General features: G+C 71.9%; 19 protein-coding genes. 12 read left to right on the top strand and 7 right to left on the bottom strand.

Features of this window, described 5'->3' with window-relative positions; genetic code table 11:
• Window positions 1–910 precede the first annotated feature (910 nt).
• Window positions 911–1,498: a TetR/AcrR family transcriptional regulator gene (locus AC07EG_RS29180; protein WP_478256413.1), complete on the bottom strand. Its 588-nt coding sequence runs from the start codon at window positions 1,496–1,498 to the stop codon at window positions 911–913.
• A gap of 53 nt (window positions 1,499–1,551) precedes the next feature.
• On the opposite strand from AC07EG_RS29180, the gene AC07EG_RS29175 reads away from it, so the two are divergent.
• From AC07EG_RS29175 to AC07EG_RS29145, 7 genes are all read left to right on the top strand, one after another.
• A complete protein-coding gene (locus AC07EG_RS29175; protein WP_478256412.1) occupies window positions 1,552–2,190 on the top strand; it encodes a lysophospholipid acyltransferase family protein in 639 nt (212 codons plus the stop codon).
• 4 nt (window positions 2,191–2,194) lie between these two features.
• On the top strand, window positions 2,195–2,626 hold the full coding sequence (locus AC07EG_RS29170) for a hypothetical protein (protein WP_478256411.1): 432 nt from the start codon (window positions 2,195–2,197) through the stop codon (window positions 2,624–2,626).
• A 93-nt stretch (window positions 2,627–2,719) separates the two neighbouring features.
• Window positions 2,720–3,361: a GGDEF domain-containing protein gene (locus AC07EG_RS29165; protein WP_478256410.1), complete on the top strand. Its 642-nt coding sequence runs from the start codon at window positions 2,720–2,722 to the stop codon at window positions 3,359–3,361.
• A 291-nt stretch (window positions 3,362–3,652) separates the two neighbouring features.
• A complete protein-coding gene (locus tag AC07EG_RS29160; RefSeq protein ID WP_478256409.1) occupies window positions 3,653–6,007 on the top strand; it encodes an LCP family protein in 2,355 nt (784 codons plus the stop codon).
• A 75-nt stretch (window positions 6,008–6,082) separates the two neighbouring features.
• Complete coding sequence (phoU, locus tag AC07EG_RS29155) at window positions 6,083–6,751, top strand: phosphate signaling complex protein PhoU (protein WP_478256408.1); 669 nt, start codon at window positions 6,083–6,085, stop codon at window positions 6,749–6,751.
• A gap of 247 nt (window positions 6,752–6,998) precedes the next feature.
• Window positions 6,999–8,720, top strand: a complete 1,722-nt coding sequence (locus AC07EG_RS29150) for an SDR family NAD(P)-dependent oxidoreductase (protein WP_478256407.1) — start codon at window positions 6,999–7,001, stop codon at window positions 8,718–8,720.
• The gene (locus tag AC07EG_RS29145; RefSeq protein ID WP_478256406.1) at window positions 8,720–11,221 is read left to right on the top strand and encodes an acyltransferase domain-containing protein; all 2,502 of its coding nucleotides are present in this window, start codon (window positions 8,720–8,722) and stop codon (window positions 11,219–11,221) included. Before AC07EG_RS29150 ends, AC07EG_RS29145 begins: the two co-directional genes overlap by 1 nt.
• Here the strand turns inward: AC07EG_RS29145 and AC07EG_RS29140 are convergent.
• Window positions 11,160–13,598 carry a helix-turn-helix transcriptional regulator gene (locus AC07EG_RS29140; RefSeq protein ID WP_478256405.1) on the bottom strand — a complete coding sequence of 813 codons (2,439 nt, stop codon included), beginning with the start codon at window positions 13,596–13,598 and terminating at the stop codon, window positions 11,160–11,162. The two genes, AC07EG_RS29145 and AC07EG_RS29140, sit on opposite strands and share 62 nt — an antisense overlap.
• Before the next feature lie 322 nt (window positions 13,599–13,920).
• Between AC07EG_RS29140 and AC07EG_RS29135 the strand changes: the two genes are divergently transcribed.
• Together AC07EG_RS29135 and AC07EG_RS29130 are read left to right on the top strand one after the other, a co-directional pair.
• On the top strand, window positions 13,921–14,739 hold the full coding sequence (locus AC07EG_RS29135) for an AfsR/SARP family transcriptional regulator (protein ID WP_478256404.1): 819 nt from the start codon (window positions 13,921–13,923) through the stop codon (window positions 14,737–14,739).
• Window positions 14,740–14,793: 54 nt separating this feature from the next.
• Complete coding sequence (locus tag AC07EG_RS29130) at window positions 14,794–15,441, top strand: ScbR family autoregulator-binding transcription factor (protein WP_478256403.1); 648 nt, start codon at window positions 14,794–14,796, stop codon at window positions 15,439–15,441.
• Here AC07EG_RS29130 and AC07EG_RS29125 read toward each other — a convergent pair.
• On the bottom strand, window positions 15,428–16,075 hold the full coding sequence (locus tag AC07EG_RS29125) for a ScbR family autoregulator-binding transcription factor (RefSeq protein WP_478256402.1): 648 nt from the start codon (window positions 16,073–16,075) through the stop codon (window positions 15,428–15,430). The two genes, AC07EG_RS29130 and AC07EG_RS29125, sit on opposite strands and share 14 nt — an antisense overlap.
• 223 nt (window positions 16,076–16,298) lie before the next feature.
• On the opposite strand from AC07EG_RS29125, the gene AC07EG_RS29120 reads away from it, so the two are divergent.
• Complete coding sequence (locus AC07EG_RS29120) at window positions 16,299–17,270, top strand: ScbA/BarX family gamma-butyrolactone biosynthesis protein (RefSeq protein ID WP_478256401.1); 972 nt, start codon at window positions 16,299–16,301, stop codon at window positions 17,268–17,270.
• Between the two features lie 3 nt (window positions 17,271–17,273).
• Window positions 17,274–18,278, top strand: a complete 1,005-nt coding sequence (locus AC07EG_RS29115) for an NAD-dependent epimerase/dehydratase family protein (protein WP_478256400.1) — start codon at window positions 17,274–17,276, stop codon at window positions 18,276–18,278.
• 3 nt (window positions 18,279–18,281) lie between these two features.
• Here AC07EG_RS29115 and dusB read toward each other — a convergent pair whose 3' ends face one another.
• The 3 genes from dusB to AC07EG_RS29100 are packed head-to-tail and all read right to left on the bottom strand — an operon-like array spanning window position 18,282 to window position 20,340.
• Entirely contained in the window at window positions 18,282–19,412 is a 1,131-nt protein-coding gene (gene dusB, locus AC07EG_RS29110; protein WP_478256399.1) for a tRNA dihydrouridine synthase DusB, read from the bottom strand.
• Between the two features lie 41 nt (window positions 19,413–19,453).
• The gene (locus tag AC07EG_RS29105; protein ID WP_478256398.1) at window positions 19,454–19,783 is read right to left on the bottom strand and encodes a hypothetical protein; all 330 of its coding nucleotides are present in this window, start codon (window positions 19,781–19,783) and stop codon (window positions 19,454–19,456) included.
• A 23-nt stretch (window positions 19,784–19,806) separates the two neighbouring features.
• Window positions 19,807–20,340, bottom strand: coding sequence for a superoxide dismutase (locus tag AC07EG_RS29100; protein ID WP_478256397.1), 534 nt, complete (start codon window positions 20,338–20,340; stop codon window positions 19,807–19,809).
• A 115-nt stretch (window positions 20,341–20,455) separates the two neighbouring features.
• Here AC07EG_RS29100 and AC07EG_RS29095 point away from each other — a divergent pair, with 115 nt between their 5' ends.
• Window positions 20,456–21,370: a DMT family transporter gene (locus AC07EG_RS29095; RefSeq protein ID WP_478256396.1), complete on the top strand. Its 915-nt coding sequence runs from the start codon at window positions 20,456–20,458 to the stop codon at window positions 21,368–21,370.
• Here AC07EG_RS29095 and lysA read toward each other — a convergent pair.
• Window positions 21,367–22,689: a diaminopimelate decarboxylase gene (gene lysA / locus AC07EG_RS29090; RefSeq protein ID WP_478256395.1), complete on the bottom strand. Its 1,323-nt coding sequence runs from the start codon at window positions 22,687–22,689 to the stop codon at window positions 21,367–21,369. The two genes, AC07EG_RS29095 and lysA, sit on opposite strands and share 4 nt — an antisense overlap.
• Window positions 22,690–22,743 lie beyond the last annotated feature (54 nt).

The following is a 22,743-nucleotide window of genomic DNA, read 5'->3' as shown; positions in this document are numbered from 1 at the left end:
AATGTTCTGCTTCGGTCGGTCTGTTGTGACGCTTTCGGGGTGAGGTGTGCTGGTTGTGCTAGGTCCGTGAATCCTTGCTGTGGCTCGAAGTCGCGTCACAAAGCGTGGCCCGTAGTGGTCACGTGCTCGGTCGGCGCGTCATCGCGTGCAAGTGGTGAGCGATCGCCTGAGGCGCTGCCTCGGCTGGTCTGTTGTGACGCCTCATGATGGAGTGCGCTGGTTGTGCTAGGTCCGTGAATCCTTGCTGTGGCTCGAAACCGCGCCACAAACGTGGCCCGTAGTGGTCACGTGCTCGGTCGGCGCGTCATCGCGTGCAAGTGGTGAGTGATCGCCTGAGGCGCTGCCTCGGCTGGTCTGTTGTGACGCCTCATGATGGAGTGCGCTGGTTGTGCTAGGTCCGTGAGTTCCTTTGGTGGGCCCGAATGTTCTGCTTCGGTCGGTCTGTTGTGACGCTTTCGGGGTGAGGTGTGCTGGTTGCGCCAGTCCCGCGAATCCTTGCTGTGGCTCGAAGTCGCGTCACAAAGCGTGGCCCGTAGCGGTCACGCGCTCGGTCGGCGCGTCATCGCGTGCAAGTGGTGAGCGATCGCCTGAGGCGCTGCCTCGGCTGGTCTGTTGTGACGCCTCATGATGGAGTGCGCTGGTTGCGCCAGTCCCGCGAACCCTTGCCGTGGCCCGAAACCGCACCACAAAACGCGGCCCGTAGCGATCACGCGCCAGTTCATCGCCTGTTTCGGCCGCGCGGTGGGAACGTGCGCAAGTGGCAACCGACCATCCGCAACACAGCACGCCATGCCGCGAAACGGGAAACCCTCCGCAGCAGAGCCGCGCGGATTCTGCGGAGTGACCGGATCACCGGTTCAGCACCTCGTGCGTGAGAACTGCTCCCATGCGGGCGATTCTCCGACTCCGGCTACCCCCGGGGCAGCAGGCGGTTCAAAGCGACGTGTGCCCGCGTCAGCGCCCGATCGTCCCCCCGCAGGTGCAGGCCGTGGTTCGCGGACAGGACGATGCCGGTCAGGTCGAACAGGAGCTGGTCGGCGTCGCCGTGGAGGGAGCCGTCGGTGAGGGCCAGGCGGATGTGCACCAGCAGGTCCCGCTCCCACAGGGCGCTCATACCGGCGATGGCGTCCCGCACCGGGCCCGGGCGGTGGTCGAATTCGGTGGCGGCCGACACGAAGAACGGGCCGCACGGGTGGATCAGGTGCTCCAGCCAAGCCACGCACAGCGCCCGCAGCCGTGGCAGGCCGGGGGTGGTGCCGGTGGCGCGCTCCACCACCTCCCGGCCGAACAGCTCCGCCGCCGTGTCGACGACCGCGAGTTGCAGCGCCTCCTTCGAGCCGAAGTGCCCCAGCACCCCCGACTTCGACAGGCCCAGCTCAGCCGCGAGCCGCCCGATGGTGAGGCCGTCGAGCCCTTCGGCGGTGGCCAGTTCGACCCCGGTGCGAAGGATCGCGGAGCGGGTGCCGAGGGCATCGGTGACGGACCGGCGTGGACTCACGAGCCCAGTTTAGCGTCCGACCGATCGGACGCCAAACGAGCTATAGTGCGCACGTGATCGTTCTCCGACTGCTGTTCCGCCTGCTCTTCCGCCCGGTCGTGCGCGGCCACGAGCACCTGCCGCGCACCGGGCCGGTCATCCTCGCCAGCAACCACCTCTCCTTCATCGACAGCGTGGTCCTGCAGCTGATCACCCGGCGGCAGGTCCGCTTCCTCGCCAAGGCGGAGTACTTCCGGGGCACCGGCCTCAAGGGCCGCGTGATCAGGTGGTTCTTCACCGCCAGCGGTGCGGTGCCGGTCGAGCGCGGCACGCACCGCCCGGCGCAGCGAGCCCTCGAGACCGCGCTCGGCGTGCTGGCCGACGGCCACGTCTTCGGCATCTACCCCGAGGGCACGCGCTCGCTCGACGGCCGGCTCTACCGGGGGCGCACCGGCGTGGCGTGGCTGGCGCTGACCGCCGGCGTGCCGGTGGTGCCCGTCGCGCTCACCGGCACCGATCGGCTCCAGCCGGTCGGCGCGAAACTGCCCCGCTGGCACCGCATCACCGTCACCTTCGGCCCGCCGGTCCACGGCAGCGGCCAGCCGAAGTCGGGCCCCGCCCGGCGCGCGGTGACCGACGACGTGATGCGGGCGATCGGCGCGATGTCGGGTCAGGAAACGGCCTCGGAGTTCAACACCTCCCCGCTAACCTGAAGCCATGCGCACACCGGTGGCCTGGCTGGCGGTCGCCCTGCTGGTCACCGGCTGCGGGGTGACCCCGCTGAAACCGCGGCAGGAGACAAAAACCGACCTGATCAGCCGCTACTTCGACAACTTCAACCGCGCCGGCGACCAGGGGCCCGAAGAGCAGGAACGGTTCCTCGAGGACTCGCAGCACCCGGACTTCACCGGTCAGGAGTGCGACCTCGGCGACCTCACCATGGACCTCTACCCGGCGATGTCCACCGCGCGGCCCGACCCGGACTGGGCACCCGATGGCGAGGACCCGCCCCGCGGTGAGGTGTACGTGGTGGCGGTGTCGCTGACGATCCGCCGCGCGGGCGCCGCGATCGGTGAGCAGATCGGTTCCCAGCGCGTAGTTCTGCTCGATCAACGAGTTTACGGCTTCGCTCCGTGCCCGAAATCCTGAACCCGTTGCACCCCGTCGTCCGGTTGAGCGATTCTCACCTTCAACGCGTCCCGATACCTCAAGCGCCGCCTCTTGCACGACGACGAACAACAGGTGGCGGAGGTGAAAGCGGTGTCAAAGGACGGGATCGCAGTCCACACCGAGACCGCGGATCTGCCCGCGCTGCACGAAACGATCGCGTCGATGTTCGCCGCCCAGGGCAACTGGGAGCGCGCCTACCAGCACCTCCGCTCCGCGTTGGAGCGCGATGCGCTGACGGCGGGCTACAACCGCCGGTTCCTCGACCGGCGGCTCGCGCAGCTGGCGGACGGCGACCTCGCGGTGGCCATGGTGGACATCGACCGGTTCAAGGACGTGAACGACACCTTCGGCCACCTGGTCGGCGACCGCGTGCTGCGGAGCGTCGCCGCGTTGCTGAAGCAGGGGTTGCCGCGAGGTGCGTTCTGCGCGCGTTACGGCGGTGAGGAGTTCATGCTCGTCATGCCCGGACTGGCGCCGGGTGAGGCGTTGCGGGTCGCCGAGTCCGCGCGGCTCCGGGTGGCCAGGTACGCGTGGCACCGCGTGCGGGCCAGGCTCGCCGTGACGGTCAGCATGGGTCTGACGTGGACTCCGGGACCCGCGGAGGACCGCCTGCTGGAGGCCGACGCCCTGCTTTACGCCGCGAAACGCGCCGGGCGGAATGTGGTGGCTTATCCGGATTCCGATAATCCCGCGCGGATTCACCACTCTCGGTGACTCGGATCGCCACTGGTTCCCACTGCGGGTGATAACGGCTGGTTGATCCGTGTCGGTAACGCGGCAAACTGGCACGGTGCGTAAAAACATCACGGGATGGTGTCGTCACGAACGGCGGGTATCCGTAGGATAACGAAAGCCGTCCGGCGGGCGATGCTCCACGGAGCCCGCCTGCCCGAGCCAAGTCGGGAATGTGGTCGACTCACCACCGGAGTGCTGAAGGGAGACTGAGTGCCTGACGATCACCTTCCCGCTGGCACCGGTCGTTCCCGCAGGTCACGACGCCGCTCCATGGACACCTACGGCGGCATCAGCGTCAACGAGGTGATGGCGCGGGCGACCGGCAAGTACCCGGTGCCGCCGGTCGCCGAGCCGGAACCCGACCTGGATCTGGACCTGGAACCGGAGCCGGAACCCGAGTTCGAGCCGGAGCCGGAACCCGAGCCGTCACCGCCGCCGGTCCGGGCACGCGGACCGCAGTTGCCGCCGGGGCACCCCAGCTCACCCGGCCTGCCGCGCCCGGTGCCGCGGCACCAGCAGGAGGACCCGCCGACCCGGCGGCGCCAGCCGGTCACCGGCCCGAACCCGGCGCCCGGTGCGCCGCCCCGGCGCACCCCGCCGCGCCGGCAGCCGGTCGGCAGGCCACCCGCCAACGGCATGCCGTCGCAGGCCCCGCCCCCGCCGGCGCCGCCACGCACGCCACCCGCACCGCCGAGGCCGCCGCGGCGCCAGCCGGGGCCGCCGCCCCAGGCGAAAACCCCCGTGGCACCGCCCGAGGCGAGAAGCACGACCCCGCCGAGCGAGGCGAAGACCACCGTCACCCCGCCGGTGGCTCCGCCGCCCGAGGCGAGGAGTGCGGCGACCCCACCGGCGGCGCCGCCGCGCGAAACAAGAAGCCCGGCACCCCCGCGCGAAGCGAAAAACGCGGCTGGTCCGCGCGAGGGGAGAACCGCCGCCACCCCGTCGGCGGCACCTCCGCGCAAGGGCAGGGGCGCGGCCGCTCCGCCAGTGGCATCTCCGCGTGAGGCGAAGACCACCGTCACCCCGCCGGTGGCTCCGCCGCGCGAGGAGCGGAACGCGGCCAACCCATCCGCGGCGTCGCCGCGCGAGGCGAAGAACACTGCGGCGCCACCGTCGCGGAAGCCGCCCGCACCGCGGCCGAAGCCGGTGCGGCCCGAGCGCCCGCAGCCGTCCGCCGAGGACAGGCTGATCATGACCGACCAGATGGAGCCGGTCGACGACGCGACGATGTACCGCCGCAAGATCGACAACTCGCTGGCCCGGTTCTCCGCCGCGCACGACGAGGTGGCGGCCGAGGAGGCCAAGCGCAAGGAGCGCCTGAGCCGCCTCACCGCGGCGCCGGTCAAGCTGATCGAGCAGACGCGCACGAAGCTGCAGCGCGTGGCGCACCCCGGCGAGGCCGAGCGCCCGGCCAAACCGGCCAAACCAGCCAAACCGCAACCGCATCCGCTCGGGCACCTGGCGGCCGAGGAGGAGGCGCCGGAGGAAGAGGCGGCTCCGCAGACGCGGCTGCAGGAGAAGAAGCAGCGCCGCAACGACCGGTCGGCGAAGGCGGGCCGGATCACCGCGATCGTGATGGCCAGCCTGATGTTCCTGCTCAGCGCGACCGGCTGGGGCATGAAGACCTGGTTCAACAGCAAGTTCAACGAGATCGCCGCGCTGGACGAGAACTCGGCGGACATCAAGAACGCGGCCGGGCAGAACGGTGACGAGAACTTCCTGATCGCCGGTTCGGACACCAGGGCGGGCGCGGAGGCCGAAGAGGGCGTCGGCACCGCGGACTCGGTCGGCGGTGCCCGGTCGGACTCGCTGATGATCGCGCACATCCCGGCCGACCGGAAACGCGTGATCGTGGTCGGCTTCCCGCGCGACCTCGAGGTGACCAGGCCGGACTGCAAGCGCTGGGACTCCAACACCGGGCAGTACCTGGACGAGGTGGTGCCCGCCAAGACGAAGGCGAAGCTCAACGAGGCCTACGCGATCGGCGGGCCGCAGTGCACCACCAAGCAGATCCAGCAGCTGACCGGGATGAAGATCAACCACTTCGTCGGCATCGACTTCCACGGCTTCAAGGACATGATCAACGTGGTCGGCGGGGTGCCGGTGCACATCGAGGCGCCGGTGGTCGACGACGTGCTCGGGGTGATCGTGCCGCAGGCCGGGGAGCAGCTGATCTCCGGTGACCAGGCGCTGAACTTCGTCCGCGCGCGGAAGGTGCGGGGCGACGTCACCTCGGACTACGGCCGGATCAAGCGGCAGCAGCTGGTGATCGGGTCGTTGCTGAAGAAGACGATGTCGCAGGAGGTCCTGTTCGACGGCGGCAAGCTGACCGGCTTCATCAACGCGTTCACCGCCGCCACCTTCGGCGACAACCTCGGCGTGGACCAGATGCTCACGCTGGCGCAGTCGATGAAGGGGCTCGATCCGAACACGGTGAAGTTCATCACGGTGCCGACCACCGGTGAGGCGAACAGCCGCGGCAACGAAGTGATGCTCGAGACCAAGGGCAAGGAGCTGTTCGACGCGTTGATCGAAAACGGGCCGCTGCCTGACGAGAAGCCCGCCGCGCCACCACCGTCGAGCACGGGCGGTACGCAGAAGGGGCAGGCCAAGCCCGGCAACTAGATTCGTTAGGCCGGGTTCACACCGGGTTCACCCGGCGATGCGGTGATTTCGCCCCCCTGGCCGTATGGTGGCCGCATGCGCGAGGCTTACCACGTCGAACTCGAACAACTGGCCGACAAGCTGGCGGCCATGTCCGTGCAGGTGGCGGATGCCATGGAACGGGCCACCGCGGCCCTGCTCGACGTCGACCTCGCGGTCGCCGAGCAGGTGATCAGCGACGACGCGAAGGTCGACGACGCCAGGGCGGCCTGCGAGGAGCAGGCGTACGCGCTGCTGGCGCTGCAGGCGCCGGTGGCCACCGACCTGCGGACCGTGCTCGCGGCGATCCACGCGGCGGAAAGCCTGGAACGCATGGGGGACCTGGCCCTGCACGTGGCGAAGGCCGCGCGGCGGCGGCACCCGGAGCCGGTGCTGCCGGAGCAGGTGCGGGGTTACTTCGCCGAAATGGGCAAGATCGCGGTGCGGCTGGCGCGGCAGGCCGAACAGGTGATCAAGACGAAGGACGTCGGCGCGGCGAAGGAGCTGGAGGCGGACGACGACCAGGTCGACGACATCCACCGGCACCTGTTCACCGTGCTGATGGACCGCGAGTGGCCGCACGGCGTGGCCGCCGCGGTCGACGTGACCCTGCTCGGCCGGTTCTACGAGCGGTTCGCCGACCACGCCGTCTCGGTGGCGCGCCGGATGATCTTCGTCGTCACCGGCCGCATGCCCGGTTACGGCCCCGGCGACGACGAACTCTGATTTCCTGGCGAATGCGGCCCCCGGCGTGCCCGGGGGCCGTTTTTGTTTTTGTTCGGGTGCGTATTTCACGCGCGTGAATGCGGAAACCCGGGTGCGCGAATGGCGAATTCACCCGCGGGTGGTGGGGTCGCGGTCGGGGTTTCCGCGGGGGTAGGGGGTCGCGGGTGGGTTAGGGGTGGGCGGTCCGGAGTGGACGGCTGATGCTGGGGGCGCGTCGGGAAGCCGTTTCTCCGGAAGGGCCGCGAAAATGGGCGACTGGTTCGACAACGCGCTGGACTGCTGGCGGCACCGCACCCGGTGGCGGCCCGTGCGCGGGGTGCCTCGGGTGTCCGGGCGCTGGGCGGTGGTGGTGGCCGACCTCAACGACGGCGCGCCGTTCGCGGCGGTGCTCAAGCGGTACGGGGCCGAACCGATCCTGATCCCGGCTGGGGATCGAACGGCGATGGCCGACTGCCTCCGGATCTTCCACGGGCTCTCCGGGGTGATTTCGCTGCTGGCGCTCGCCGGAGCAGGCAACGACGACGAACTGCCGCCCGGGGTCGCGGGCACGGTGTACCTGATGCAGGCCCTCGGCGACGCCGGGCTCGCCGTGCCGCTCTGGTGCGTCACCCGCGGCGCGACCACCGACCCCGCGCAGGCGCTGCTCGGCGGCCTCGGCCGCGCCGCGGTGCTGGAGAACCCGCACCGCTGGGGCGGCATCATCGACCTGCCCGCCGAGTTCGACGACAACGCCGCCCGTGGGTTCGCCACGGCCCTGTCCCACCGCGGCGGCGACAACCGGTTCGCGGTGCGCGGTGACGGGCTGCACGCGGCCCGGACCGTGCGTGAGCCCGGCCACGACTGGACGCCGAGCGGCACCGTGCTGATCACCGGCGGGACCGGTGCGCTCGGCACCCGCGTCGCCCGGTGGGCCGCCGAGCAGGGCGCGCGGCACCTGGTCCTGGTCAGCCGCCGGGTCGGCGAGGCGGCGGACCTCCGGAAGCTGCTGTCGGGCACCAGGGTGACCATGGTCACCGCCGACGTGCTCGACGAAGCCTCCCTGCGCCGGGTCAAGGAGGAGTGCGGCCCGATCGACGCCGTGGTGCACACCGCCGGCCACGACGCCGTCGGCCCGCTGCCCGAACTCCGCCCGGCCGAACTGGTCACCCGGGTGGTCGGCGCGCGGCACCTGGACCGGGTGTTCGACGGCGCCGACCTGATCTTCATGTCCACGTTGGACGGCGTGCGCGGGCGGACCGGCCAGGGCGCGGCGGCGGCGACGAGCGCCTACTTGGCCGCGCTCGCCGAGCGCCGCCGCGCCCGCGGTGGCCGGGCCATGGCACTGGCCTACGACTGCCGCGCCACCGACGACCTGCGGATCTTCGTCTTCCCCGACGTCCTCGACCGCCCCGGACTGGCCGAGGACCTGCGTGACCGCTCGGCCGAATTCGCCGCCACGCACGACGAGTGCACGCGGCAGCTGGCCCGCTACACCGACCCGCGGCACGGCCAGGACTGGGCGACGATGGTCGCGCTGGCCGCGATGTGGCAGGCACGCGGGGTCCGTCCCGCCCGCGTGCTCGGCCACGGGGCCGGCGAGATCGCGGCCGCCGTGGTGTCCGGCTCGCTCACCCTGGAGGAGGGCGCGAAGGCGATCGCCGTGCGCTCGCAGGAGATGGTTTCGGTGGCCCTGCCGGAGAGCGAGGTCGCCGACCGGATCGCCCGCTGGCACGGCCGGATCGGCGTGCTCGCGGTGGACGGCCCGGAGGCGGTGGTGGTCTCCGGCGACCCGGCGTCGATCGACGAACTCACCTTCCGCTTCCGCGCGGGCCGCATCGCCGTGCGCCGCCTGGTGCGGGCGAAGGCGGGCGACGCGGAGGCGTTCGAGCGGACGCTGGCCGCCTACCGCGAGCACGGGTACCGGCTGATCGAGATGACCGCGCCGCCGGTCCCGGTCGGCGACCGGGTGCGCTGGCTGGAGGTGAGCTGATGGTGTTCGACCTGGTCGAGCCGATCGCCGGCACCGGTGCGCTGCTGTGCGGTGGTGACCTCCGCGCCGACACCCACCCGTGGCTGGCCGGTGAACCGCTGCCCGAAGCGCTGCTGTCCGAACTGCTGGCGCTCGCCGGTACCGAAGCGGGCTGCCCGCACGTGCGTGAACTGCGGCCGGAAGCGGAACTGGTGCTGCCCGCGACCGGCGGCGTGCGGTTCCAGTTGCGGGTCGGCGCGCTGGAGAACGGTTCGCGCGTGGTCCACCTCTACACCCGCACCGCCGAGGAGTGGACCCGGCACGCGACCGGCGTCGTCGGACCGGAAACCGGGGCGAACGGCCCCGACGACGGCTGGCACCCGCGGATCCCGGCTGCCCGGCGGGCCGGGCCGGAGCTGCGGGTGGTGCCGTTCGCCGGTACCGAGCACGCCCGCGAACTGGTGCGCAGCGGGCAGGTCGAGCCGGAGCGGCTGGTGTTCGCCGACGACCACGAGGCCACCGTCCAGGTGCTGCCCGAGGTGCTCGGCTCGGCGACCCCGCCGCTGATCGTGCGTGCCGGAGTCGCGTATGCGCTGGACACCGGGAGAACCACCGACGACGAGCCCATCGCGGTCATCGGCGTGAGCGGGCGGTTCCCGGAAGCCGTCGGGCCGGTGCCCGATGACCGCGGCTGGGACGTCGCCCCGCGTGGTGCGTTCCTCCGCGCTCCCGGCGAATTCGACGCGGCGTTCTTCGGCTTCTCCCGAGAACAGGCGACGGCCATCGACCCGCAACAAAGATTGCTGCTCGAAACCACCTGGGAGGCCTTCGAGAACGCGGGAATCGATCCCGAGCGGATGCGCGGGGAGAAGGTCGGCGTTTTCGCCGGGGTGGACGGCAGGCACTACGAAGCGCTGGTGCCGGTCGGCAGGCCGGTGCCCGCCGCGGTGCGCATCGCGCAGTCGTTCGGCTTCGCCGGTCCGGCGGTGACCACCGGCGACGCCTGCCGGGAGGCGGTGGATTCCCTGCGCAACAACGAATCCACGCTGGCGCTGGCGGGCTGGGCAACCGTGCTGGCGACCCCGGACGCCGTGCGCGGCACGCCCCGGGAAGGCGCCGGCATCCTCGTGCTCGCCAAGGAATCCGAAGCCAGGGAAAGGGGTTACCGGATATTGGCGACGGTGCCGGAAAACACGGAATCGGTTGCCGAACTGGTCGAGTCGGCGCGCCGGGTGGAACGGCCGGAACCCGCCGAGCGCATCACCGAACTGCCGATGGCCTGGCCGTTGTCGGCGAAAAGCGAAGCCGCGCTCCAAGAACGGGCCAGGCAACTGCTGGCCACCACGCACACCGAAGCACCCGCCGACATCGGTGCTTCACTGGCCGCGCGCACCGAATTCGACCACCGCGCCGTGGTGGTCGGCGAGCACCCCGGTGAATTCCGCACCGCGCTCAAGGCGCTCGCCGAGGGCCGGACCGCGCCGAACCTCCTGCGCCGCGAGACGACCGAGCCGGCCGCACCGGTGCTGGTGTTCCCCGGCGGGGAACTGGACTGGACGAGCAACGAACTGCTGGAACACCCGGTGTTCGCCGATCGGGTCGCCGAATGCGAACGGGCGTTGTCCGCGCACGTCGACTGGTCGCTGACCGAACTGCTGCACAACGAACGCGTGCCGGACCGGGTCGACGTGGTGCTGCCGGTGCGCTGGGCGGTGCAGGTGGCCGTCGCGGCGATGTGGGAGGCGTTCGGCGTGCGGCCGTCGGCGGTGGTCGGGCACGGTGACGGGGAGATCGCCGCCGCCGTGGTCGCCGGTGCGCTGTCCGTCGAGGACGGTGCCAAGGTGGCCGCGTTGCGCGCCAGGGCCCTGCGCGGGATCGTCGGCCGGGGCGGGGTGGTCGCGGTCGCGCTGCCGGAGCACGAGGTGGTCGACCGGCTCGGCTTCTGGCCGGGGCGGGTGGGCGTGGCCGCCATCGACTCGCCGGAGTCGGTGCTGGTCACCGGCGACGCCACCGCGCTGGACGAGCTGATGTACCGGTTCAAGGCCGACCGGATCCGGGTGCGGCGGCTGCCGGTCGGCTACGCCGCCCACTCGGCGCACGTGGAGGAGATCGAGCAGCTGGTCAAGGACCTGCTGGCCGACGTGGTGCCCGGCCGCGCGGCGGTGCCGTTCCTGTCCACGGTCACCGGCGACTGGTTCGACACCACCGAGCTGACCGCCGACTACTGGTACTGGAACCTGCGCCAGCCGGTGTTGTTCGCGCACGCGCTCAACGCGCTCGCCGATCAGGGGTGCGTGTTCGCCGAGGCGACCGCGCCCGCCGGGCTGCGGCCGTTCCTCACCTCGGTGGCCGAGCTGCACCTGCGCGGGTGCGCGGTCGACTGGAGCGCCTGCTTCCCCGGCGCCCGCCGCGTCGGCCTGCCCACCTACCCGTTCCAGCGCGAGCGGTACTGGCTCGACCTCACGCACTCCTCGTCATCGCGTGGGCCCGCAGCTCGATCGGCAGGTCACAGCGCCGCTTGATGCCCAGTTTCCGGTACGCCCTGGTCAGGTGCTGCTCCACGGTGGACACCGTGATGTAGAGCTTGCCGGCGATCTCCCGGTTCGAGCAGCCGCACACCGCCAGCGCGGCCACCCGGCTCTCGGACTCGCTGAGCTTCTCCAGCCCCCGCGCCACCTCGTCGGCCGATCGGGTGGTCTTGGGCCGGGTCCGTGAACCGGGCTGACGCCGGTCGCCGGTCAGCAGTTGCAGCGCCTTGGCCCGTTCGAGCCGATCGGCGCAGGTCTCCAGCAGCTTGACCGCCTCGGCGACCAGCTGCGGCCGCCGCCCCGGATCGCTCGCCGCGGCCAGCACCCGCAGCGAGATGCCGCGCACCCGCGGCTGGTCCTGGCCCGCCAGCGCGAGCTGCGCGTCGACCAGCTTGCGGGCCTGCTCGCGGTTGCCCAGCTCCAGCCACGCCTGCGCGGCGCTCGACCGCCACGGCACCACCGACGGCTGGTCCAGGCCCCACTGCTGCATCAGCTCACCGCAGCACAGGAAGTCGGCGAGCGCGGCCTGGTGCCTGCCGATGGCCAGGCTGTAGTGCCCGCGGGCGTGCACGTAGTGCAGGCCGAACCGGGTGTCGAACACCGCCTGCGGCACCGGCCGTTCGGCGACCTCGGCGGCCTCGTCCATCCGGCCGAGGCCGATCAGCGCCAGCAGCAGGTTCGCCAGCGGCAGGCCGATGCCCACGCCCCAGCCGCGTTCGGAGAGCACCCGCAGCGCTTCGCTCGCCTCGCGGTGCGCGACGGTCAGCTGCCCCTGGCGCAGCGCGATCTCCGCGCGGACCGAGGCCAGCAGCGCCTGCCCGGTCCGGCTGGTGGTCCGGAGCCGGAGGTGGTGCAGGCGCCCCCAGTGCGCGGCGGCGTCCAGCCGCCCGGCGTAGACCAGGGTGAGCAGCGCGCCGAACTCCTCCTGCGGGGAGATCTGGTCGCGCTCGCCGAACTGCGAGCGCTGCAGCAGGTGCTCGGCGCCGAGCACGGTCGGCTTCGGCGTGCCGTTCGGCTGCCCGCCCGGCAGCAGCTGGTCGAACCGGATCCGCCGCTTCAGCCCGGGGTAGGTGTTGGCGAGCCAGGACTCGGCCTGCGCGAGCTGCTGCGCGTCGCCGGCGAGGCCGCGGATGTTGGCCAGCGCCTCGTCGTGCTTGCCCTGCCAGAGCAGGTAGCCGATCAGGTCGGTGCTGTCGCGGCCGGTGAGCCTGCCGTCGCGGGCGGCGGTGACCAGTGGTTCGAGGTGGCGGGCGGACTGCCCGGGGTCGAGCCGCCAGGTGATCCGGGCGAGCCGGGCGGACAGGTCGAGCCGGTGCGCCGGGTCGGTGGTGCCCTCCCGCGCGAGTTCGAGGTAGCGGACGGCGTCGGCGGGCCGCTGGTCGCGCAACGCGGCGTCGGCGGCGTCGGTCAGCACGGCGCCCGCCCAGTCGGGTCTCAGCCGCGGGGCGCGCAGCAGGTGCCCGGCGACCGCCTCCGGGGCGGCACCCGCGGTGTGGGTCAGCACGGCCGCGCGTTCGTGCAGTTCGGCGGTGGCCGCCGGGGGGAGCGTGCCGAGCGCCCCCGCCGCGACCTCGGGGTGCGCGTGGCCGGTCGCGTCGAGCAAGCCGCTCGCCCGCAACGCCAGCAGGTCCGCGTCGACCTCGCGGCCGAGCAGTTCGGCCACGTCGCCCGCCGAGCCGAGCACGGCGACCCCGCACAGCACCTCGACCGTCGACGGTGCGGCCCGGTGCAGGCAGCCGCGCAGCGCCTCGGCGAACCGGTCCTCGGCCAGCCCGCGCATCAGCTGCGGATTGCCCCCGGACGGCGCCAGGTCACCGCTCGCGGGCAGGGGGTCCACCGAGAGCGCCCGGAAGTGCGGCTGCCGCGACAGCTCCGCGTGCACCGCCGGGTCGAGCGCCAGCGGGCCGGCCCCTTCGGCGAGCACCACGGCCACCCGGCGGCCCGCGAGCCGCCGCACCAGGTAGAGCAGGCACTCCAGGGACGGCGCGTCGCCGTACTGGGCGTCATCGACCAGGAGGGCCAGCGGCTGGTCGGCCGCCAGCTCGAACAACACGGCACTGACCGCCCGCGAGACCCGCAGCAGCTCGTTCTCGGTGACCACGCGGTCGGGGTCGTGGTCCAGCGCCTTGGCGATCGGCTCCGGCACGGGCGCGGGCAGCAACTGGGCCAGCGCGCCGAAGGGCAGGCGCTGCTCGGCACGGGCGCAGCCCGCCCGCAGCACCCGGGTGCCCCCTTGCTCGGCGAGTTCGGCGAACCGGGCCAGCAGCGTGGTCTTGCCGCAGGCGACGCCCCCGGTCAGCACCGTGGCGGTGCCCGTGTCCGCCAGCCGCGCCGTCAGCGCCGCCAACTGCTCGTCCCGTGCGATCAGCATGGTGTCCCCTTCGCGTCGTGTGCGGGGTTCGAGGCGAAATTAGCCCAGAAGAAAGGGGTCGCCGCGGGGATTCGAGGTCGGCTCGAGTGGCGTCCGACATCGTGTCGAGGGCACCACGGCGGTCAAGATCGGCAGGATCCGGTCGTTTCGCCCATGGCGGTCGCGCTCGGTGAGTAGGCTGCAGGGGTACAACGACTCAATGAAAAAACCGACCGACCGGTACCGAACTCGTTGACAAAACCGACCGCCCGGTTTTGAATTTCGGGTATCGAGCCGCTGGCCGGGGTGACCGCCGGCTCGCCGACGAGCTGAGGGAGCTGTGATGGACATCCGGGTGCTGGGTCCGCTTGAAGTCCAGTTTTGCGGCAGAACGGTGGCGCCGACGGCGGCGAAGGAGCGCAAGCTGCTGGCCATGCTCACCGTGCACGCCGGTCAGCTCGTTCCCGACACCGCGTTGTTCGAGGAGTTGTGGGGCGGCGACGTGCCCCGCAGCGCGCGGACCACCCTGCAGACCTACGTGCTGCACCTGCGGTCCATGATCGGTGCGGCGGGTGCCGCCGCCGAGGACGGCCGTAACCGAGACCCGAAAGCGGTCCTGGCGCGGGAAGTAGGGGGCTATGTTCTCCGTGATGAGGGGTTCACGATCGACGTCAAGGAGTTCGACCTGCTCGCCGAAGCGGGGCACCGCGCCCGCGAGGCGGGCGACTTCGCCGGGGCGTCGGAGAAGTTCGGGCGCGCGCTGGCGCTGTGGCGCGGTCGCGCGCTGGCCGACGTGATGCCCGGCGGGTTGCTCGAGGTCGAGGTGCACCGCCTGGAGGAGGCCAGGCTGTGCGTGCTCGACCGCCGGATCGACGCCGATCTCCGGCTCGGCAGGCACCACGAGCTGCTCGGTGAGCTGACCGCGCTGGTCGCCAGGAACCCGACGCACGAGGGGCTGCACGGCCACCTCATGCTCGCGTTGCACCGGGCCGGCCGTCGCGGCGACGCCATCGAGGTCTACCTGCGGTTGCGCACCCGGTTGGTGGAGGGGCTGGGACTCGAGCCATCGTTGTCCCTGCGTCGACTGCACCGGTGCATCCTCACCTCCGATCAGGAGCCGACCCGGCCCGGGGAACCAGCCTTCCCCGCGCTGACCGCGTGAGGCGGGCCGGGATGAGCTGTCACACCGTTCGTCCCAGCAGTCGAGGAGCCCCCTGTGGCCAAGCAGCACCGGTCGGAGCAGACCAGGAACGAGATCGTGAGGTGCGCCGCCAGGCTGTTCGACCGTGACGGGTTCCCGACCGCCAGCATGTCCGAGATCAGCCAGGCGGCCGGGGTGACCAAGGGGGCGGTCTACTTCCACTTCGCGTCGAAGGACGAGCTGGTCGGCGCGGTGCAGGAGCTCGGGTGCGGACTGCTGGAGTCCCACGCGGCCAAACTCGCTTCGAACGAGAACTCCCCGCTGCAGACCGTGATCGACCTGACCCACACGCTCGCCGCCTGGCTGGACGCCAGCCCGGTGATCCGCGCCTGCATGCGCACCGCCAGGGAGTGCGCCGATCGCGGCGCCCCGTTCAGCGACTTCTACCAGGCCTACCTCAAGGTGATCAGGGACGCGCTGGCGCGCGCGGAAGCCGCCGGTGAGCTCAAGCCCGGCCTGGCCACCGACGCCGTGCTGACCCAGGTCGTCGCCGCCAGCACCGGCCTCGAGGTGCTGTGGTGGGCCGGTGCCCTGCCCCGCCCGCGCACCGAAGCGGTGAGCCGGAGCTGGGAGGTGCTGCTGCCCGGCATCGCGCGGACCGCCCGCTTCGACCGCGCCGGCAGCTCCACGGCCGCGGCCCGGCCGCCGGTCAGCTTCGGCTGACCCCGTTCGCCGCCTCGGCGAACTCCGCCGAACCCTCCGGGCGGAACTTGTGCAGCCGCCGCGGTGGCACGATGCCCGGCAGCGTGAGCCGCCACAGCATGGTCACCCGCTTGGTGATGTCCTCGCGCTGGGTGAGCACCTCCGAGCTGATCTGCACCCCGGTGAACGACGCGATGATGAACGTCGCGACGTCGGTGGGGTCCAGTTCCGGCCGCAGGTCGCCCTGCTGCCTGGCGCCGTTCAGGCAGGTCTCCACCAGTCCGATCCAGTTGCGGTAGGCGTCCGGCGTCGGCGTGGAGAACGTGCCCTGCTCGATCACCAGCCGGATGCCGGCCCGCACGCGGGGGTTGTTCTGCAGGCTGACCGCCATGCCGTGGGACAGGTCGATGGCGGTCTGCAGGGTCACCAGGCCGGGGTCCTCCGGCGGGGTCCAGATGGTGAACTGCTCGGAGATGATCGCCTTGGCGATCTCCTCCTTCGAGGAGAAGTGGAAGTACAGCGCTCCCTTGGTGACCCCGGCGCCCGCGATGATGTCGGTCAGCGTGCCGCCCTGGAACCCCCGCTCGTCGAACACCGTGGCCGCCGCATCCAGGATGGCCGTGCGCGTCAGTTCGGCCCGTTCCTGCTTGGGCACGTGTACTCCCTGAGGTTTGTCGGGGGATCCAGTCGCCATTCCTTCGGCTGTTCGGAGGACTCAGGTGCCGGGTCCCTGGTCTGTTCGGACGACTTAGCGGCCGACATCTTACGGCCCGTAAGCGGTTAACCAGGAATTTATCATCCGAAGGGGTTGTAAAAAAAACCGGGCAGTCAGTATGTTCAAAACGGTCATACCGTGAGCTTCCACACAAGGAGTGCTGATGACAGCGATGATGACCCGGCCGGACGGGGTTGTGGTCACGGCGGCGCCGGAGTTCGGTAACGCGGTGGTCTCGCAGCGGTCCGACGTCATGTTCGACCGGACGATCCCGCGGGCGCTGGTGCACCGGGCGGCTGTCTCGGAGGTGTTCCTGACCGACCTGTGCGCGCTCGACGACACCGAGTTCCAGGTCGGCGCCCAGTGGCCGCGCGGCCACAGCTTCTTCAGCCTGCTGAGACCGGACTACCACGACCCGCTGCTGATGGCCGAGACCATCCGCCAGGCCGGGCTGCTCATCGCCCACTCCGAGTTCGGGGTGGCGCTGGACTGGAAGTTCATCGTGCACCGGCAGACCTTCTCGCTCGGCTCGGACGGGCTCCGGCTCGGCGCGCGCCCGGCCGACATCGTGCTCGCGGTCACCTGCCACGACCTCAAGCAGCGCGGCAAGCGCGTCGTGGGCGGGCGCCTGGCGATCAACTGCTACCGCGACGGTGAGCACATCGGCTCCGGCGGCGCGGTGTGGAGCGCGGTTTCCCCCTCGGCGTACCGGCGGCTGCGCGGGGAGCGCGCCGGCGCGGTGACCGAGGTCGAGCCGCTGCCCGCCGTCGACCCGGCGAGCGTCGGCCGGGACCGCGGCCGCGACGTCGCACTGGCCCCCGGTGACCGCTCGTGGCTGCTGCGCGTGGACCAGTCCCACCCGGTGATGTTCGACCACCCGGTGGACCACGTGCCGGGCATGGTCACCATGGAAGCCGCGCGGCAGGCGGCGAAGCTGGTCGCCGGGCAGCCGGACGCGCTGCCCGTCGGCTGCGACTTCCACTTCGAGCACTACATCGAGCTGGACGCGCCGACGCTGGTGAACGCGACGGAGGTGACCGCGGTCCGCTCGGGCGTGCGCTCGGTGGAGGTGGTGTTCGGCCAGGCCGGTCGCACCGCCGCGTTCGGCACCGTCGACCTGCTGGTGCACGGCTGACGCATGGGCAGAACGGCTGGGGGAAGACCGGTCCTGCTGACCGGGGCGACCGGGTTCATCGGCACCGCGGTGCTCCGGGAACTGGACCGGGTGGGCTGGTTCGACTGGGGGCCGCCGCTGGTGGTGCTCAGCCGGTCACCGCCGGACTGGCTGGCGGAGTCCGGCGTCGAGGTGGTCAAGGGCGATCTGGCCGATCCGGGGGGACTGGCCGGCCTCGCCGACGGCGTGTCCACCGTCATCCACATCGCCGCGCAGATCGGCGGGGACGCGGAGCTGTGCCGCCGGGTGAACCACGACGGCACCCGGTTCCTGCTGGGGGAAGCCGAAAAGGCGGGCGTGCGGCGATTCCTGTACATGAGCACGACGGCGGTCTACGGGCGCGGGCCGCACCGCGGCATCAGCGAGTCGCTGCTGGCGCCGGAACCGGTGTCGGCGACCAGCCTGAGCCGGGCGCACGCGGAACGCGAGGTGCGCAAGTTCGGCGGCACCGTGCTGCGGCCGCACCTGGTCTACGGCCGCGGGGACACCTGGTTCGTGCCGGGCCTGTGCCGGCTGGTGCGCGCCGTGCCGTCGTGGATCGACCGGGGTGCCGCCCGCACGTCGGTGATCGAGGTGAACGACCTCGCGGCGCTGGTGGTGCGCCTGATGGGGTTGTCGTGGGACAAGAGCCGCGGTGCGGTCTTCCACGCCAACCACCCGCGACCGGTGCCGGTGCGGGAGTTGGTCACCACGGTGTGCCGGGAACTGGGGTTGCGGTTGCCGGTGCGGAACCTCGGTGCCGAGGCGCACCGGGCGCGCACCAGGAAGGCGCTGCCGGGGCTGACCGACCACCAGTTCGCGCTGCTGGCGGAGGACCACTGGTACGCCAGCGACCGCCTGTGGCGCCGCACCGAACTGGACCCGGGTGGCGGGTTCGCGGAGAAGTTCGCGCGGTCGGCGGAGTGGTACCGGCAGCACATCTCGCCGGACGCCGCCGACCCGGTGGACATCGGCTACCCGGAGACGTGAGGGCTACCCGCCGGAGTGCATGTCCTCGGCTTCGGGGACGCAGTTGTCGTCGGGGTCGTCGAGCCAGCCGTGCGGCAGGGTGACCTTGCCGGGTGAGCCCTGGCGGCCGCGCGGGCCCTCGGCGTCCGCGGGGAACGGCGCGTCGTGGTCGAGGCGGGCGATCAGGTCGTCGAGCTCGTCCATCGAGGAGACCATGGCGAAGCCGCGGCGCAGTTCGGAGCCGACCGGGAAGCCCATCAGGTACCAGGCCATGTGCTTGCGCAGGTCGCGCATGGCCTTGCTGGCGCCGTCGTGCTCGACGAGCAGTTCGGCGTGGCGCCGCAGCACCTTCGCGACCTCGCCGAGCTTGGGCGGGGTCGGGAGCTCGCGGTTCTGGAACGCGGCTTCGAGTTCGCCGAAGAGCCAGGGCCTGCCGAGGCACCCCCGGCCGACGACCACGCCGTCGCACCCGGTCTCCTCGACCATGCGCAGGGCGTCGGCGGCGGAGAAGATGTCGCCGTTGCCGAGCACCGGGATGCTGGTCACGGCCTGCTTGAGCGCGGCGATCCTGGTCCAGTCGGCCTGGCCGGAGTAGCGCTGCGCGGCGGTGCGGGCGTGCAGGCTGACCGCCGCCGCGCCCTCGGCCTCGGCGATGCGCCCGGCGTCGAGGTAGGTGTGGTGCTCGTCGTCGATGCCGATGCGGAACTTGACCGTGAACGGCACGTCACCCGCGGCCTTCGCCGACTCGCGCACGATGTCGGCGAACAGGCGGCGCTTGAACGGCAGGGCCGCGCCCCCGCCCTTGCGCGTCACCTTGGCCACCGGGCAGCCGAAGTTGCTGTCGATGTGGTCGGCGAGCCCCTCGCCGACGATGATCCGGACGGCTTCGGCCATGGTCTTCGGGTCGACCCCGTAGAGCTGCATGGACCGGGGCTGCTCGTTGACCCCGAAGGTCATCATGTGCATCGTCCCGGGGTGCCGCTCGACCACGGCGCGGGCGGTGATCATCTCGCAGACGTAGATGCCGGCCCCGTACTCCTGGCAGAGCTGCCGGAAGGCGACGTTGGTGATGCCGGCCATCGGAGCGAGCACGACCGGGGGATCGACCTCGTAGGGGCCGATCTTCAGGACGGGCTTGCTCAGGGTGGCGGTCATACCCCCATTGTCACCGGTGACCCGGGGCACTTGCCCGAGGGTCAGCGCACTTCGATCCGGAGGTCGTGTTCGCCGACGCGCCGGTTCTCCACGATCTCGATCAGGTCGGCGGCCATCACCGGGACGTCCTGGCAGCTGAGGGCCTGGGTGCTGCGCTCGAGCTCCCGGATCCGGATCAACCAGAACGCGCCGTCGCGGCTGACCTCGGCGGTCGACCATCCCTGCGTCGCCCCCACGCCCTCGACCTCGACGACCCACCATTCGTCCTCGCGATGAGCCGTTGCCCGGTACGCCTTCATTGCCACCCTTTCGGAAGACAAGCCGGTTGCGGTCATGAACGGTCTGCCGCTGCGCTGCGGCAGACCGTTCATGACACCCGCGCCACGCCAGGAGGTCAGAAGGCGACGGTGAGGCACGCGAGTCGCGCGCCCGCGGTGCCGGCGTGGCCCGGCTCGGTGTGCGTGTGCGTTTCGTGGATGACCACCGAGCCGGCGCGCCGGTCGGCGTCGAAGGTCCAGGGGACGTGGGTGGCGCCGACGCCGCTGCCGGCCGCGTCGGTGGTGAAGTCCAGCCAGATCTCGTTCTGCGGATTCGCGTACGCCGGGTCGACCGACGGCGTGACCGGGTCCGGCCGCTTCTGGTGGTGCGGACCGGCCGCCGCGCCGTCGGCACCGCACGGGCGGGTGTGCGCGTGCGCCCCGTAGGCCCGGTCCGGCCGCAGGCCGCGCACGGTCAGCGAAACCCCGGTGCCGAGCAACGACACCGAGCGCACCCGGGCGGACGCGCCGACCGGCACCAGGTCCGGTGCGTAGGTGTGGGCCGTCGAGCCGAACACGCCGGAAGCGGTGACCACCGCGGCTCCGGCGGAAGCGGGCGTGGCGAGGCCGAGCAGCAGCACGGCAACCAAGGCGGGGACCAGACGTCGCATGGACACTGCCTATCGCTCCCCCGCGGACCGCGCCACCAGTCGGCCCGGAACAGGTGAATCCCACCGGCGATCTTGACAGCCGCATCAATTCGATGGGAGTCGTACTATCGGCGGCGTGACAACCGATCGAACGCCGGCGGACCGGACCTGGCTGGTGGCCGTCGCCGCCGCGCTGTGGGGGACCGACGGCCTGCTGCGCCTGCCACTGGCCAACGCCCTCCCGCCGGCGACCGTGGTGTTCTGGGAACACCTCATCGTGGTGCTCGTGCTCTCCCCGTTCGTGCCCCGCGCGCTCCGGGCCCTGCGTGCCTGCGGACCACGCGAGTGGACCGCCGTGCTGGTCATCGGCGGCGGCTCGTCGGCGCTGGCGACGGCCCTGTTCACCGCGGCCTTCCGCACCGGCGACCCGGTCACGCCGCTGGTGCTGCAGAAGCTGCAACCGGTGTTCGTCGTGCTCGCCGCCTTCTTCCTGCTGCGCGAGCGCATCCGCCCCGGTTACGCCCTCTTCGCCGTGCCCGCGCTGCTCGGCGCCTGGCTGCTGGCGTTCAAGAACCCGCTCGACGTCGAACTCAGCGCGTTGCGCGCCGCCCTGCTCGCGATCGGCGCCGCGGTGCTGTGGGCGGCGGGCACCGTGCTCGGCAGGTTCGTCTCGCACCGCCTGCCCGCGCGGGACGTCACCGTGCTGCGGTTCACCGTCGGCCTGCCGGTTTCCGCGGTGGTCGTCGCCGTGCAAGGCGTGTCTTTCGTACCCGGCTGGGCGAACGCGCCGGGCCTGCTGCTGCTCTCCTTCATCCCCGGCCTGCTCGCGCTCAGCCTCTACTACGCGGGCCTGCGCGCCACCCCGGCCGCCCGCGCGACGCTCGCCGAACTCGCCTTCCCGGTGACGGCCGCGGTGATCGGCGTCAGCTTCCTCGGCACCACGCTGACCGCCACGCAGTGGCTCGGCCTGCTCGTCGTGGTCGCCTCGGTCACCGCGCTCGGCTGGCACGAGAAGGTCCGCGCCAAGCCGATGGTGCTGGAGACCGTCTAACCGAGGTCGCGGACGAGCAGGTCCTCTTCGGTCTCCCGGCGGACGAGCAGGGAGGCGACGCCGTCGCGCACGCCGACCAGCGGCGGCCGTCCGACCTGGTTGTAGTTCGACGCCAGCGAGTGGTGGTACGCGCCCGTGCCCGGCACCGCGATGAGGTCACCGGAGCGGGTGTCGGCGGGCAGCGGCACGTCGTGCGCCAGGACGTCGCCGGACTCGCAGTGCCGCCCGACCACCTGCATCGGCTGCCGCTCGGCGCGTGAACCCCGGTTCGCCAGCCGGGCGGTGTAGCGCGCGCCGTACAACGCCGGGCGCGGGTTGTCGCTCATGCCGCCGTCCACCGCGACGAACGTGCGGCTGCCGCGTTTCACCGCGCACACCCGGTACAGCGTGATGCCCGCCTTCGCGACGATCGCGCGGCCGGGTTCGACGGTCAGCCGCGGCATCGGGAAGTCGTGCACCGAGCACTCGTACGCCAGCGCGACGCGCAGCCGGCGCGTGTACCCGAACAGGTCGAAGTCGACGGCGTGCCCGCCACCGAGGTCGAGGTGGTCCAGCTCGCGCCCGTAGGTCTCCCGGACGTGCACCAGCGCGCGGACCATCCGCCGCGCCGCCCGTTCGTAGGCGTCCACCCTCGACACCTGCGAGCCGATGTGGCAGTGCAGCCCGGTCAGCCGCAGCGAGGGTTGCGCGAGCACGGCGGCCACCGCGCGGTCGAGGTTGTCGGTCACCCGCGGCAGCAGGGAGAAGCCGAACTTCTGCCCCTCGGTGCCGGTGGTGATCGCGGCGTGCGTGCCGCCGTCGACGTCGGGCACCACGCGGATCAGCACCTCCTGGCGGCCGTGCGCCAGCGCGCCGAGCTGCTCGATCTCGTCGAGGGAGTCCAGCACGATCCGGCCGACGCCGTAGCCGAGCGCGGTCTTCAGGTCCTCCGGGGTCTTCACGTTGCCGTGCAACAGGATCCGCGAGGCGGGGAAGCCCGCGGCCCGCGCGACGGCGATCTCACCGCCGGAGCAGGTGTCCAGCGAGAGCCCCTCCTCCGCGACCCAGCGCAGCACGGACTTGGTGCACAGCGCCTTGCCCGCGAAGGCGACCTCCGCCTCCGGCAGCGCCTGCCGGTACGCCCGTGCCTGGCGCCGCACGTGCGCCTCGTCGAGCAGGTAGGCGGGGGTGCCGAAGCGGGCGGCGAGCTGGGTGACCGGCACCCCGGCGAACTCCAGCTCACCGTCCCGCCCGATGCGGGTCCCCGGCGGCCATTCCCCGGCGTCCAGCCGATCGGCGGCGGCACAGCCCAGGCTGGGGAGCAACTCGGCAAGGGTCACGACTACCTCCGGGTGTCGGGATCGCTACCCGGCCAGCACAACCCCGTTCGGTCC

This window comes from Amycolatopsis sp. NPDC045836 (assembly GCF_056431745.1).
The sequence above is the reverse complement of the archived record's forward strand: the minus strand, read 5'-3'. Positions and strand labels throughout refer to the sequence as shown.